The sequence below is a fragment of the uncultured Alistipes sp. genome, assembly GCF_902388705.1.
Taxonomy (GTDB): Bacteria; Bacteroidota; Bacteroidia; order Bacteroidales; family Rikenellaceae; genus Alistipes.
The window spans coordinates 41,130-55,689 of sequence record NZ_CABMQJ010000005.1; the positions used below are offsets into that span (position 1 = coordinate 41,130).

Here is a 14,560-nt window from a genome sequence, read left to right on the forward strand (position 1 = left end):
GGGAAGTTCCGGGGTGAAAAAAATAGTTGCCGCCCGGTTCGTCCGGGGAGGACAGATGGGCCTGTAAACGTATTTGTATATCGGTGCGCCCGTTTGATCTGCATGAAAAAGAACGTATAATTTGTTTTTCCGCCCGAGCATGCTTAAATTTGCATAAGCAGATCGTGACGCATCGGCCTGTAATACATTAAAATTTACTTGATGAAAGAAAATGAAATCCTGCAGGAAATCATGCGGGATGCCAAAATAGGTTGGTGGCAGGCCGACCGCAACCGGCGCGTATTCAATATATCGGAGGGACTTCGCGATCTGTTGGGACTTGCTTCCTGCCAGGTGAGTTACGAGGAATTCCGGGAGATGATTGTTCCTGCTTACCGGGAGTATGCTTTCGCCTCGGTGGGGCTGCGCGGGGGCGACAAGGCAGAGCACCTTTATCCGCTGCAAGGCCGCTATGGCGATGTCTGGTGTTACTGGAAACTGCTGCGCGAAGAGGTCGCCGAGGACGGTGGCATGTTGCTGACCGGATATTTCCGGGTTGCCGACCCGCCGTCGGACAAAGATCGTTCGCCCGAGCGGGAGCGGATTAACGACCTGTTGTTCCGGCTCAACAGCATATCGCATACGCTGCTTTCCCTGCTGCGAACCAACGATTTGGATGTCGTCGTCAATAAGATACTCGCCGATGTCCTGACCATGTTCCACGGCGGCCGGGCCTATATTATCGAGTCCGACTGGGAGCGCCGCATGTACGGATGCACCTACGAAGTTACGGCCGACAGCGTGTCGAGCGAGCGCGAGCTTGTAAGCAGTGTCTCGATGGAGGAGGTGCCCTGGTGGACTAACCGCATTCGGAACCGTGCCCCCATTATCCTTTCGACGCTGGACGATTTGCCGGACGAAGCATTCCGGGAGAAGAGTGTGCTCGGCATGCAGGACATAAAGTCGCTGATTGCCGTACCGCTCGCTTCGCGCGACAAGGTGTGGGGATATGCAGGTATCGACATCGTAAACGAGCCGCGGACGTGGACGGGGGAGGATTACCAGTGGTTTGCGGCGCTGATGAACATCATCAGCCTGTGCATCGAACTGCAGCGCTCCGAAAAGGAGGCGCAGTCCGAGCGCACCTACCTCGAAAGCCTCTACCGCCACATGCCGCTCGGATACGTGCGCCTGCGGGTAATCTACGACGAAAAAGGCGTACCCGACGATTTCGTGGTTCTCGACTCGAACTTTGCCGCAGACATGATCACGGGTGCCTCCCGAGAAGAGTATATCGGTAAAAAAGCCTCTGAACTGCATATCGACATGAACCGGTATATCCCGGTTTTGATGGAGGTGCTCAACGGCGGCGGATATGTCGAACGCGACACTTGCGAAGGAGATGAGAACCGCTGGCTGCACTCGACTCTCTATTCCGTCCACAAGGACGAGGTAATCGGCCTCTTTTCCGATACGACCGATGTGCACGCGGCCCACGAGGCACTCTTCAACAGTGAAAAGCTGCTGCGCAATATCTTCGACAACGTGCAGGTCGGCGTGGAGCTGTACGACAAGGACGGGGTGTTGGTCGACCTTAATAACAAAGACCTCGAGATTTTCGGCATCTCGGCGAAAGAGGATGTAGTCGGGGTCAATTTCTTCGAAAATCCGCTTGTCCCCAAGCATGTCAAGGAAGAGGTGCGTGCCGGAAAAAACCAGGCATTCAAGCTCAATTATCCGTTCGAACAGTTGCATGGGTATTATAAATCGGGGAAGACCGGTTACCTGGAGATTTTCTCTACGATTAACATGCTCTACGACATGAAAGGCGAGCTGGTCAATTTCGTGCTCATCAACATCGACAACACGGAGATCAACCGGGCCCACAGCAAACTGGCCGAATTCGAGAGCTCGTTCGAGCTGGTAAGCCGCTACGGTAAAGTCGGATACGCCCGTTTCGACCTGGTCACCCGCGACGGATATGCCGTGCCGCAGTGGTACCGCAACCTCGGCGAGGAAAGCGATACGCCGCTGCCGCAGGTGATTGGCGTCTACAACTATGTAGACCCCGAAGACCGCGAGTCGATTTTCCGGGAGATTCGGCGTGTCAAATCGGGTGAAACCGACGGTTTTACGCTCGACCTGCGGATAACGTCCGGGGGCGAGGGGCTGAAGTGGACGCGCGTCAACGTGCTGCGAAACCCCCAGAATACGGACCCTTCGAAGATTGAGATGGTGTGCGTGAATTTCGATGTTACACAGCTCAAGGAGACCGAGAAGAACCTGATTGAGGCCAAGAACAAAGCCGAGGTCAGCGACCGCCTGAAATCGGCGTTCCTGGCCAATATGAGCCATGAGATACGTACGCCGCTCAATGCTATCGTGGGATTTTCGAACCTGCTGGCCGAAACCGACGATGTGGGGGAGCGCCGCGAGTACATGCAGGTCGTGGAGGAAAACAACGACCTGCTGCTCAAGCTGATTTCCGACATTCTCGACCTGTCGAAAATCGAGGCCGGAACTTTCGAGTTCAACTACGGCAGGGTCGATGTCAACCGCATGTGCGAGGAAACCGTCCGTTCGTTGAGCCTCAAGGTGCAGGACAAACCCGTCGAACTGCTTTTCGGGGAGCACGAGGAGGAATGCAGCATTTTCGGCGACAAGAACCGCCTGATGCAGGTTATAACCAACTTCATCAATAATGCCGTGAAGTTCACCGACGAGGGCTCCATAACGTTGGGATACCGCCGGGAAAGCGACGACCTGCTCTTTTATGTCGAAGACACCGGGGCCGGTATTTCCGAGGAGCATCAGGCCAGCATTTTCGATCGTTTCGTAAAACTCAACAGCTTTGCACAGGGTACCGGGCTCGGACTTTCCATTTCGAAAAGTATTGTCGAGCAGATGGGCGGGCATATCGGTGTGGAGTCGGAGAGGGGGCGCGGATCGCGCTTCTGGTTCACGGTGCCGGCCGCAGCATGCGGTGCGGCAGAGGAAGAGGTGTCCGACAAGATTGCCTTGCCCCGCGTAGTGTGTACGGCCGACGGGAAACTCCCCCTGTTGCTCGTGGCCGAGGATACGGACAGCAACTTCCTGCTTGTTTCGCTGATGCTTCGCAAAGAGTTCGAAATCGTGCGTGCCGTCAACGGCGAGGAGGCCGTGCGGATGTGCCGCGAGATGAAGCCTGCCGCTATCCTGATGGACATCAAGATGCCGGTTATGGACGGGCTCGAGGCTACGCGGCAGATTCGTACATTCGACGCTTCGGTACCTGTTATCGCCGTTACGGCGTTCGCCTACGACCGTGACCGCCAGCGGGCCCTTGCTGCCGGAGCCGACGAGTACCTTTCGAAGCCGCTCAAAGGCGAGCAGTTACGTCAGATGTTGCGCGGACTGCTTTCGGACAAGTCCGAATAAAGTGGCTCCGGAGCTGCGTTCCGTCTGGCTGTTGGTGTATTTTCCGCCGTATGGCGGGTGGGATTCCGAAAAATTGTACTATCTTTGCACTGTTTCCAACGGCTTTGTCCCGGAGTAAAACGGGGGTGCCCGGTTTTGACAGCAGGCAGAGTTTGATTGTAAGCACGCCGAGCGCTGTGTGGCGGCTCGTTAATCCCGATGCTCAAGATTCAAATGGCAATAACAGCTATGCACTCGCTGCCTAATTTTCAGAGAAAATTAGCTTAATCCCGAGGCCCGAGGAGGTCTTGCGACGAGTATCCCGGAGAGAGGTTCCGCTCTTTAACCGCTTTCCATTCGGGGTATCATCAATTTAGAGATAGTGCGCGGGAATGTCCCGGTCTGCGTGCGAAATTTTAGGGACTGGGACCCGGGTTCGGTTGCCGCCTGCCAGGCCCGGGTAGAAGGATCAAATGACGGATAAGCGTGTAGAAAGCTTTCGGGTTCCCTGTTTGGACGCGGGTTCGACTCCCGCCACCTCCACTGAAAATCAATTGTTTTTCGATGAATTTCCCTGTGATCCAAGCGATTACGGGGATTTCTTTTATATCCTCCTGTCTTATCATACCCCTTCTGGAATGCATTCCAAAGGCATTTCAAATACATCCCTCATGGACGATTCGTGGAAAATCCGTTTCTTGAAAAATTTCCACGCGAAGTCATGTATTGTGCTGATAACTAAATTGATGTATGGAGTAGGTCGAGATGGAAATAGCTTAAAAAATTGTCATTAATTATTTCAAATGAGCCATAAAATGATTTCAATACTATTTATCGTCCGTATTCTCCGTGACACTTTTTTGCGCGGTTGGCCCCTCCCCGTCTCATGTCGACTGCGGTGCGCGGTTGGTGCATATGTCGGAGCCCGGGCGTCGGATGTCCCTCAATCCTATATCGAATAAAACACCCCTGTAACTGCACAGTTACAGGGGTGTTTTTATCTGGTTGTCGGGCTATTTCTTGTACCAGTCGGTATTCAGTTTGCCCTGTGAGCTTACCCAGCCCGAATAGCCGGGATAAACCTGGTCGACAGGCGTTTTCTCGTTGGCCGGGTCGAGCAGTTTGGAGATGTCCGTGTCGGTGGCTCCCGAGAGGAAGAATGCAAACGGATACTCCTCGGCGCGTACGTAGTAGACACCCTTTTCGGGATCCGACTTGTCGTCGCCCGTGCCGAAGAACGACATTTCAGCGCGGCTCGTAGGTATCTCGTAAGGAATGTGTACCTCCCAGCGCCTGCCCTCGCTCACACCGTCGCGTTTGGTGCGGTAGATGAAGGGCTTGACGGTTCCGGCTTTCTCCTCGCTTACGGGTGTTGCGTACTTCGCCGTGATTTTGTATGTTGAGCCCATCAGTTCTTTTACGTTCGGGGTCAGCAGTACGACATTGCCTTCCCGCTCGAACTCTGCGGCTTCGAACTCCCCGGTTTCGGGTTTGAGAACGCTGAATTCGAGGTTGGCCGTGGCTGCGGCACCCGTGAGGGTGACGGCAAGCCCGTTCTCGTTGCCGGCATAGTTGGCAAAGGTTTTCAGCAGGAACGACTCTTCGTAGATGCCTTTCTCATTGAATATCTTTTCGTAGTCGCTGCGTACCAGCACGTCGTTCATGTCATAATCGCCGCGGCTGGGCCAGAGATCCTCGAATGCGTAGACGCCCTTGCGGAGCGACGCCGTTTTCATGCCGTCGTTGTCGTCGACCGTAGGGATGTCGGTTACGGCGTCCACCGGATTGGAGGTCATCGTGAATACTACGTCGCTGAAGTTTTCGTCGTTAACATGGTCTTCGAACGAGAAGAGCACCGAGTTGATGCCGCTCGCCTTGTCCGTATAGCGGAATACGGCGGTGCGGGGCGACTGGTAGGCAATGCCTTTGTTGTTGACGCTCAAGCCGTCGGACGTTGCGGCACGGTATTTCTTGTCATCTTTCATTATCCGCTTGGTCCAGGCGTTGGTTGCCAGTACGAAGCCGATACGGTATCCTTCGGGGAATACGCTCGTTGCGCCTTCCGGGCTTTTTTGAGCGATATTCGGATAGTACATCAACTGTACGGCCGTGCCGCGGGTTACGCCGATGTATTTTTTTGCAATCCCATTACCGTTACTCCATCCGCCGTCCTGTGTGTTGGGGAAAATCATCACGACGTTCGCTTCGGCGAGCGACGCGGGTTTATTGCCTTCTTTGTAGTAATAGTAGCCCATCGAACTGTTCCAGCAGGTGTTGCCGCCCAGCATCGTGATGACCACTTCGGCCGATTCGTCGAGTTTGAGGTCGCGCGACGAGCGGTACTCCTGCGGGCACTTTTTGGTCGTGTCGAATACGCTTGCATGCGCTTTGAAAAGCTTGGCGTAATTCTTGACTTTCAGGACGCCGTCGTAGGCGTATCCGATTTTACCGTTGTTGCTGTCGTAGGTTCCCAACCACGTCAGCCAGCCGTCCCGGGTGACGGCCTGCGATTCGTACCCGGCGCGGGTCGTGCCTGCAGCCTGAACGTCCGTTGAGCCCGACGCGGCGGTCGCCGTCAGTGTTTCACCGGTGCGTACGGCTTCCAGCAGTGTCTGTGCATAGAAAGCCGGAGTGTATACATAGGCTTTTTCGACGTAGGACGGCAACTCGAGCGTTCCGTTGAAATGTCCCTCCGCATCGGTGTAGCCCGCATAAAGCGGCTCTGCGCTTTCGACTTTGACATAAGCCGTGCCGCTTTCGTTTTCCTCGACCGGACAGGTGTCGTACACTTCGAAGTAGACCGGGGCGGGAAGTCCGCCCATGTCGCCGTAATCGATGACGACGGAGGTCGGCGTGCTCGTCGTATAGTCGTATTCGTTGTATTCCCCGTTTTCCGGGGCCGGAGGTGTCGGCATGCTGTTGTCACGGGCGCAGCCTCCCGTCATGGCGAGCGCAGCCATGAACGCAATTACAAGTGACGCTTTTTTCATACTTTAATATGATATGTTTACATCAGCCCTAAAATGTGGGGTTTTTGGGCGAAAATGTATATCTGCTGCAAAGGTATGAAAATTTATCGCCCGTTGTTCGCCAAGTCGCAAAAAAGTTTGAAAATATTGAAGAAAAGCGTTTTAACAGCGTTTCAAGGGATTCGGAAGACTTTTCCCTCGGCGAATGTGATCCACAGCGAGCCGTCGGGTGCCTGCCGGAAATCGTTCCCGGCCGAGTTGCAGCATTTGACGCTCCACAGCAGTTTGCCGTCTGTGCGTACGGCGGCCACCTGTCCCAGCCTCCCGGTCACGTAGACGATGCCGTCGCGCTCGAAAGCGGGGCAGGAGTTGTATTCGTAACCCCAGCCGAGATCCGTGCACCACACTTCGCGGTAGCTGTCCGCCGTGGTGTCCAGCGCCACGAGCTCTCCGTCCATCGTCTTGTAATAGAATAGCTTTCCGTCGTCGCTGATTCCGGTCGTTTCGCGGGACTTGCGGCTGTTGTCGCGCCATATCCCGTGGCCTGTCGCGAGGTCGAGGCACGTGGTGAAGCGGTCGGGCGCCACGATGAAGACCTTGTCGCCGGCAATGCGGGGAACGACGTGTCCCGGCGACAGGAACACGCTGCGGCTTCCGTTGTTCCACGACCAGAGCCGGTTGCCGGTCCCTGCGTCGAGGCAGTAGAGAAAGCGGTTCCACGCCCCGAATACGAGTTTGTCGCCTGCCAGCGTGGGCCGGCCCTGTGCCTGCCCGTGTCCGTAGTCGTACCGCCAGAGGAGTTTTCCGCTTCGCAGGTCGATTTTCCCGAGTGAGCCGATTCCCAGCCCGATGTAGAGTGCATCGCCGTCCGCCAGGCCGTCGCCGACGACGGCTGTTTCGGTGGGTACGTGCCATTTTTCCCGCCCGGTGCGGGCGTCGAATGCCCAAATGCCGCCCGATGCCGCCCCGACGACAACCAGTTTGTCCGTGCAGAGCGGGGTGGTGTAGAGCCCGTCCGGGAACTTGTGCCGCCACGCTTCACGGCCTTTGCGGGTGTCATAGGCACGCAGTACGCCCTGCGAATTGCCGTAGTAGAGTATCTCGCCGCAGAATGCAGCTCCCGTGAGCACCATGGCGCTGTCCTGCAGTATCAGCTCCATGCGCTGCCCGTAATCGGGGGCCGGAGGCATCGGGTCGCACGGCAGCGACAGTATCTGCGGGTCGTCTTTCAGGCGGATTGCGTAGCGGGTGCGGGGGGCCTTTCCGAGTATTTTCTCGCGGATGCGCACCGAGTCGGCGTAGAAGTCGAGCAGCGTGTATCCCGGCGGTTCGCCCGGCCTGCCCGCCAGCGCCCGGCCGGGGATGCCCGCAATGCCGTCGAAATTACGTAAATCGAGGCAATGGTAGTGTCCGTAGAGCGAGGCGGTGATTCCCAGCCGCTTCAGCGTTTCCGTCACCTGCTGCCTGTTCGTCAGGTCTTTGTTTAACGGGTAGTGGCAGAGGCTTATGAGCCGCTCGCCGGGACGCGCTTCCGCAACCTGACGCTCGAGCCATGCGAGGTCTTCCGTGCGTATTACGCCGTCGGCCATTTTCATGTAAGGGCCGCAGTTGTAGCCGAGGAAGAGGTAGCCTCCCGCGCGGTGGGCGACGCGGCCGTCGTGGCCGAAAATATGGCGGAACGTCGTGCAGCCGCTTTCCGACCAGGTCGTTTCGTGGTTGCCCATGACGGTGAACCACGGTTTTTCGAGCCGCGACATCAGTTCGTATACGTGCGGCAGCTCGCTGTCGCTGCCCATGTTGGTAAGGTCGCCGCCGAAGATTACCAGATCGGCGTCCGAGGCGTTTGCTTCCGCAACGGCGATGCGGAACAGCGAGTCCTGCGGGTTGCCCGGCGTGACGTGTATGTCGGTGAAGAAAATAACGTGCAGGGTGTCGGCAGCCACGGTATTCGCTGTGGCTGCTGCCGTTGTAGCGGCAGGTGCGGCAGTGGGATTTCCGTTTCGGCCCGCGGCGCTGCCGGGTGTCGGAAATAGAAGAAGCCACAACACACTAAAGCATAGTCGGGGGAGACGGTTTTTCATGGTTTCAGGATAGTTTTATTCTTGCAAGATACGAATTTAGGACGAAAAAACATATCTTTGTGTCACTAAAAAATACAAGTTATGACCAAAAAGATAATGCTGCTCGGTTCGGGCGAACTGGGCAAAGAGTTCGTGATTGCGGCACAGCGGCTGGGGCAGACCGTCGTGGCGTGCGATTCGTATGCGGGTGCACCCGCCATGCAGGTGGCCGACGAGTGCGAGGTGTTCGGCATGCTCGACGGCGATGCGCTCGCTGCGGCCGTGGCCAAACATCGTCCCGACATCATCGTACCCGAGATCGAGGCAATCCGCACCGAGAGGCTCTACGACTTCGAGCGGGAGGGTGTCCAGGTGGTTCCGAGCGCCCGCGCCGTAAACTTCACGATGAACCGCAAGGCCATCCGCGATTTGGCGGCCCGGGAGCTGGGACTGAAAACGGCGAAATATTTTTACGCCCGCTCGCTGGACGAACTGAAAGAGGCCGCTGCGAAGGTCGGCTTCCCGTGTGTGGTGAAGCCGCTGATGTCCTCCTCGGGCAAGGGACAGTCGCTCGTCAAGGGCCCCGAAGAGCTGGAGCATGCCTGGCAGTATGGCTGCGAAGGGTCGCGCGGCGACATCCGCGAGTTGATTGTCGAGGAATTTATCCGCTTCGACAGCGAGATTACGCTGCTGACCGTAACCCAGAAAAACGGCCCGACGCTGTTTTGCCCGCCGATCGGCCATGTGCAGAAAGGGGGCGATTACCGCGAGAGCTTCCAGTCGCCGTTTATCGCTCCCGAACACCTGGCCGAGGCGCAGCGCATGGCGGCGGCCGTGACCGAAGCCCTGACGGGCGCCGGACTGTGGGGCGTGGAGTTCTTTTTGAGCCACGAAAACGGCGTCTATTTCTCCGAACTTTCACCGCGTCCGCACGACACGGGCATGGTTACGCTCGCAGGCACACAGAACCTCAATGAGTTCGAACTGCACCTGCGCGCCGTGCTCGGGCTGCCGATTCCGGCCGTGACGTTCGAGCGCCTGGGAGCCTCGGCCGTGGTGCTCTCTCCGCTGGCCTGTCCGACGGCTCCCCGTTACGAGGGTATCGACCGCGCGCTGGCCTGCGATCCCCGTACCGACGTGCGTATTTTCGGCAAGCCGTCGGCACGTGTCAACCGCCGCATGGGCGTCGTCGTGGGATATGCTCCGCTCGACGGCGATCTCGACGCGCTCCGTGACCGGGTGAAGGCCGCGGCTGCCGAAATCGAAGTGCTGAAACCATAATACCCTAATACCTTGACAGATATGGCACAATATGCAATTATTTCGACCGAAAAAGGCGACATGAAAGCCGAGCTCTATACGAACGAAACACCCGGTACGGTGGCGAATTTCGTGGAGCTGGCCGGACATAACTTCTACGACGGACTGACGTTCCACCGGGTGATTCCCGGATTCGTCATTCAGGGCGGCTGCCCCCGGGGCGACGGCACGGGCGGCCCCGGTTACACGATTAAATGCGAAACGTCGGCGCCGCGCCAGTACCACGACCGGGGCGTGCTCTCGATGGCGCATGCCGGCCGTGACACGGGCGGTTCGCAGTTCTTCATCTGTTGCAGCCGCGAAAGCACGCAGCACCTCGACGGCCGCCATACCTGCTTCGGCCGGGTGATCGAGGGGCTGGATGTCATCGACGACATCCGTCCGGGCGATGAAATACACTCAATTCGCATCGTCGAAGAGTAGTGGCTGCTGCGCCTCGATGCCGAAATATTCGTATGAAAAGCCCTCCGGATTCCCGGAGGGCTTTTCGTGTGTCGGCAGTCGGACGCGGCCTGCTGTTTTTCTGTTCCGGTCCGGCCGGAATAATAACCGGCTATAGCAGCCTTGTCATTTCGAACTGCCGTCCGCTGACACCGATATTTTTTGCTTCGAGAAAATGGGTGAAGGCGTTGCACGAAACCTCCGCATTCACGACTTTGACGCTGTCGTTCCTGTTCAGCCGGAGCATCTCCCGGAGCAGCGCCGATGCGACGCCCCGCCTGCGGTGTCGCCTCCCGACTGCGAGCTGGGTTATATCCCCTGCGGCGGGCTCGAAAACACCGTATCCGGCAAGCTCCTTCCCGGCTACGGCCTCCACGACGATGAAATCCCCGGCGGCCCTCCTTATCGCGTCGATACTGTTCTGCCACGAGGGGTTGAAATCCTGGAAATCCGCGCACGGTGAAAACTCCCCGGCGCCGAGCCTCCGGATCGAATACCCGGCGGGAATTTCACCGCCGTTCACGATTCGGTCGTTCCGCTGGATGAAATAATTGAATTCGCGGGTCGTATCGAACCCGAGTTTGCTGTATATGGAAACGGCTTTAGCATTGTGCTGCAACACTTCGAGCAGGTACAGTCCGATGCCCGAAGCCCGTAAATGCGGAATGGAGTGTTCGAAGATTTTCGCGGCCAACCCCTGTCCCCTGTACTCGTTCAAGGTGCCTGTCCCGGTGTCGTAGGCGGTCGGTTTTCCGTCGAAATGTCCGATGCCGTTGAGCGTGAAAGCGGCTATCTCTCCGCCGTCGAATGCGGCGAAAGAGAGACCGGGGTCGAAGCCGCGCCTTTTCAGCATGGCTTGCAGCTGTGTTTTGTCCAACTGGACGTCGTAATCGGCGAAAGCCCTTTCGAAAGCCTTGAACAGCGTGTCGAAGTCCGTGTTGCCGAGGGATTTTATTTCCATATGGTTTGAGTTTTGGTTTTACCGCGGGGCGAATTTGCATATGTCCGGTCGAATGCTTCGAATACGGTGTCGAGCTCTGTATTGCCCGGCTCCATCTGTGTTTACTTTTCGGGATTCTGCGGTGCAATCGGACTTTCCGCACCCGAAGATAATCACTCCCGGAGTGGTTTTGCCCTTCGAACAGTTGTTTTTTTCGGCACCCCCGCCTGCAGAGCCGTATAACGGCAGGCTCCGGAAATAAATCGCCCCTTGGGAACCGAATCCCAAGGGGCGACTTGTCGCTATCGCTTCGGCCGGATTATTTTCCGAATTTGGCGATGATGTTTTCCGTAGCTTTCTTGAGCAGTTCCTCGGGGCAGCAAAGGGTAATGCGGATGTAGCGCTTGCCCTCCGAGCCGAAGATGGCGCCCGGGGTCAGGAACACGTCGCACTTGTCCATCACCTCGTCCGAGAATGCGAAACTGTCGCCCTCGTACGACTCCGGCAGCTCGGCCCACACGAACAGGCCGGCCTGATGCTCGCGGTACTTGCATCCCAGCGCGTCGAGCAGTGCATACGCCTGCTTCTCACGGCCGTAGTAGATGTCGTTCAACTCCTTGAACCACTCCTCGCCCAGCGACAACGCCGTATCGGCAGCGGCCTGGATGGGGTAGAACATACCCGAGTCCATGTTGGACTTGAACGTGAGAATCGAGTCGATCCACTCCTTCTTGCCGACCACGACGCCCACGCGCCAGCCGGCCATCGAGTGGCCTTTCGACAGCGAGTTCATCTCCAGCACCACGTCGCGTGCGCCCTCGGCCTCCATAATCGAAATCGGGGCTGCGGCGTTGCGGATAAAGCTGTAGGGGTTGTCGTGTACGATCAGGATGTTGTGTTTGGCGCCGAAGTCCACGATTTCCTGGAACAGCTCCATCGTCGGGGTCTGGCCTGTCGGCATGTTGGGGTAGTTGATGAGCATCATCTTCACACCGTCCAGCCCGGCTTTCTCGATTGCCTCGAAATCGGGGTAGAAGTTGGTCTGCTTGTTCAGCGCGTAGGTCACCATCTCTCCGCCGGCCAGGCGTACGGCCGCCGAGTAGGTGGGGTAGCCGGGGTTCGGCACGAGCACCTTGTCGCCCTTATTGAGGAACGTCATGCAGATGTGCATGATACCCTCTTTCGAGCCGATCAGGGGCAGTACTTCGTTGTTGTAATCCAGTTCCGTGCGGTACCATTTCTTATACCAGTCCGCAAAAGCCTTGCGCAGAATCGGTTCACCCTTGTAAGACATGTATTTGTGCACGTCGGGGCGCTGTGCCTCTTTCGCGAGGCGGTCGATGACCGACTGGTGCGGGGGCAGGTCGGGGCTACCCATTGCAAGTTTCACGATCTGACGGCCCGTTGCCGCTTCGATTTCGGCGATCTCGCGCAGACGGCGCGAAAAATAGTACTCTCCGATGCCGTCCAACCGATGGGAACGGGCGATATTGACTGCTTTTGCCATAGTATAAGGTGTTTGGATTTGCTGTTTGCAAAGATAGGTATTCCGATTAAAATTTAAAAGCCGCAGGTGAAAATTTCTGCTTCGCGATTGCCTGCCGAGCCTCTGTTTGCGTGCTATGTCGCTGTCTGTGTCTGTTTTAGCCGATGTAACAGTTTGTAACTTTTTTCCGCTGCCGCCATGAAAAAGGGAGCCGCCGGAGCCGCTCCCTTGTGCTTTACAGGGCGAAGAGGATGAAAATCTGGGCCGTCAGTACCCGCAGGAACATCACCACGGGATAGACGGTCGAATAGCCCACTGCCGGCATGTCGTTGCCTGCCGTGGCGTTGGCGTAGGCCAGCGCCGGGGGATCGGTCGTGGAGCCGGCAATCAGTCCCATCAGCGTGTAGTAATTCATCTTGAGCCACAGGCGCGCCACGAGCGCAACGATTATCAGCGGCACGACGGTGATGATGACGCCGTATCCGATCCAGCGGTAGCCGCCGCCTGCGATTGCATCGATGAATCCGTCGCCGGCGCCGATGCCCACCGCCGCGAGGAACAGTGCGATGCCGATTTCGCGCAGCATCAGGTTGGCGCTCATCGTGGTGTAGGTCACCAGATGGAAATGGGTGCCGAAGCGTCCGATGAGAATCGCCACGATGAGCGGGCCGCCCGCCAGTCCCAACTTTACGGGCTGCGGGACGTTGAGCAGCGGAATAGAGCCCAGCAGTACGCCTAAAGCGATGCCGACGAAAATCGTCACCAGGTTCGGCTGGTTGAGCTTCTTGAGCGAGTTGCCCAGCACGTCGGCCACCTGTGTCACGGCCTTTTCAGGGCCTACGACCATCACGCGGTCGCCCACCTGCAGCTCCAGTCCCTGGTAGGGAATCAGATCGACGCCTGCGCGGTTGACGCGCGTAATGGTGATGCCGTATTTGGTGCGCAGGCGCAGATCGGAGAATTTCTTGCCGTTGAGCGACGATTTGGTAATCAGGATACGGCGCGACACCAGTTCGGCGTTGGGCGTATTGTTGCCCCACTGTTCGTCGGTCAGCTCCACGCGGCGGCCGAAGAAAGCCACGATTGCCTCGATGTCCTCGGCCTGCGAAATGACCCACAGCCGGTCGCCGAGCCGGATTACGCTGTCGGCGTCGGCCATCGTGATCGTCCCGTCGGGACGCATGATGCGCGAAATGACGAACTGGCGGTTTATCAGGTCGCGTATATAGGCCACCGTGCGTCCGTCGAGCATTTTGTTGGTGAATTCGACCGAAACTTTGTCGGCGAATTTCTGCTCCCGGGAGAGTGCCGCCAGCCCCTCGTCCTCTTTCTCGAATTTCACGCGCAGGGCATAGCGGACGAATATCATCGTGAAGATGATGCCCACGACGCCCAGCGGATAGGCCACGGCGTATCCCAGCGCGATGGTGGGGTCGTTGATGCCCGACGCGTCGGCGTATGCCTGCTGTGCGGCGCCCAGTCCGGGGGTGTTGGTCACGGCTCCCGAGAGGATGCCGACCATCGTCGGAATCGGCGTGCCCGTCACGAGGTGTACGACGTAAGCCGTCAGTACGCCCAGCAGGACGATGGCCGTGGCACATGCCACGAGGGTCATGCCGCCGTGCTTGAACGAGGCGAAGAATCCCGGGCCGACCTGCATGCCGATGGAAAAGACGAAGAGTATCAGGCCGAACTCCTGTACGAAATGCCGTACTTCGTTGTCAACCGTCATGCCGAAATGGCTCAACACGATGCCCACGAAGAGTATCCACGTGATTCCGAGCGACACTCCGCCGATTTTGACTTTCCCCAGCAGGATGCCGATGGTGATGACCAACGCGAAGGTCAGCACGGCATGGGCGATGCCGCTACCGAAAAACAGGGAATATAACCACTCCATATTAACCTACTTTTGTGCGATTTGACAAGAGATTGTGCAAAAGTAGTGCTTATTACAGAATTTTAAAAA

General features: G+C 57.3%; 8 protein-coding genes and 1 other RNA gene. 4 read left to right on the plus strand and 5 right to left on the minus strand.

Annotated elements, in window-relative coordinates:
- Positions 1-201 precede the first annotated feature (201 nt).
- Together QZT71_RS02955 and ssrA are read left to right on the plus strand one after the other, a co-directional pair.
- Entirely contained in the window at positions 202-3,396 is a 3,195-nt protein-coding gene (locus tag QZT71_RS02955) for an ATP-binding protein (protein ID WP_295912228.1), read from the plus strand.
- Positions 3,397-3,517: 121 nt separating this feature from the next.
- Positions 3,518-3,921, plus strand: a transfer-messenger RNA (tmRNA) gene (gene ssrA / locus QZT71_RS02960).
- 467 nt (positions 3,922-4,388) lie between these two features.
- Here ssrA and QZT71_RS02965 read toward each other — a convergent pair.
- Together QZT71_RS02965 and QZT71_RS02970 are read right to left on the minus strand one after the other, a co-directional pair.
- The gene (locus tag QZT71_RS02965; RefSeq protein ID WP_295912231.1) at positions 4,389-6,365 is read right to left on the minus strand and encodes an LruC domain-containing protein; all 1,977 of its coding nucleotides are present in this window, start codon (positions 6,363-6,365) and stop codon (positions 4,389-4,391) included.
- A 152-nt stretch (positions 6,366-6,517) separates the two neighbouring features.
- The gene (locus QZT71_RS02970; protein WP_295912234.1) at positions 6,518-8,287 is read right to left on the minus strand and encodes a PQQ-binding-like beta-propeller repeat protein; all 1,770 of its coding nucleotides are present in this window, start codon (positions 8,285-8,287) and stop codon (positions 6,518-6,520) included.
- A gap of 219 nt (positions 8,288-8,506) precedes the next feature.
- Between QZT71_RS02970 and purT the strand changes: the two genes are divergently transcribed.
- Complete coding sequence (gene purT / locus QZT71_RS02975) at positions 8,507-9,685, plus strand: formate-dependent phosphoribosylglycinamide formyltransferase (protein ID WP_295912237.1); 1,179 nt, start codon at positions 8,507-8,509, stop codon at positions 9,683-9,685.
- Positions 9,686-9,706: 21 nt separating this feature from the next.
- A complete protein-coding gene (locus QZT71_RS02980) occupies positions 9,707-10,147 on the plus strand; it encodes a peptidylprolyl isomerase (protein ID WP_295912239.1) in 441 nt (146 codons plus the stop codon).
- A gap of 130 nt (positions 10,148-10,277) precedes the next feature.
- Here the strand turns inward: QZT71_RS02980 and QZT71_RS02985 are convergent, their stop codons facing one another.
- The 3 genes from QZT71_RS02985 to QZT71_RS02995 all read right to left on the minus strand — a co-directional run bounded on the left by QZT71_RS02985 (position 10,278) and on the right by QZT71_RS02995 (position 14,491).
- The gene (locus QZT71_RS02985; RefSeq protein WP_295912240.1) at positions 10,278-11,126 is read right to left on the minus strand and encodes a GNAT family N-acetyltransferase; all 849 of its coding nucleotides are present in this window, start codon (positions 11,124-11,126) and stop codon (positions 10,278-10,280) included.
- Positions 11,127-11,424: 298 nt separating this feature from the next.
- A complete protein-coding gene (locus tag QZT71_RS02990; protein WP_295912242.1) occupies positions 11,425-12,612 on the minus strand; it encodes an aminotransferase class I/II-fold pyridoxal phosphate-dependent enzyme in 1,188 nt (395 codons plus the stop codon).
- A gap of 214 nt (positions 12,613-12,826) precedes the next feature.
- Positions 12,827-14,491 (minus strand): putative transporter, encoded by a 1,665-nt coding sequence (locus QZT71_RS02995; protein WP_295912244.1) that lies wholly within the window; start codon positions 14,489-14,491, stop codon positions 12,827-12,829.
- Between the last annotated feature and the right edge of the window lie 69 nt (positions 14,492-14,560).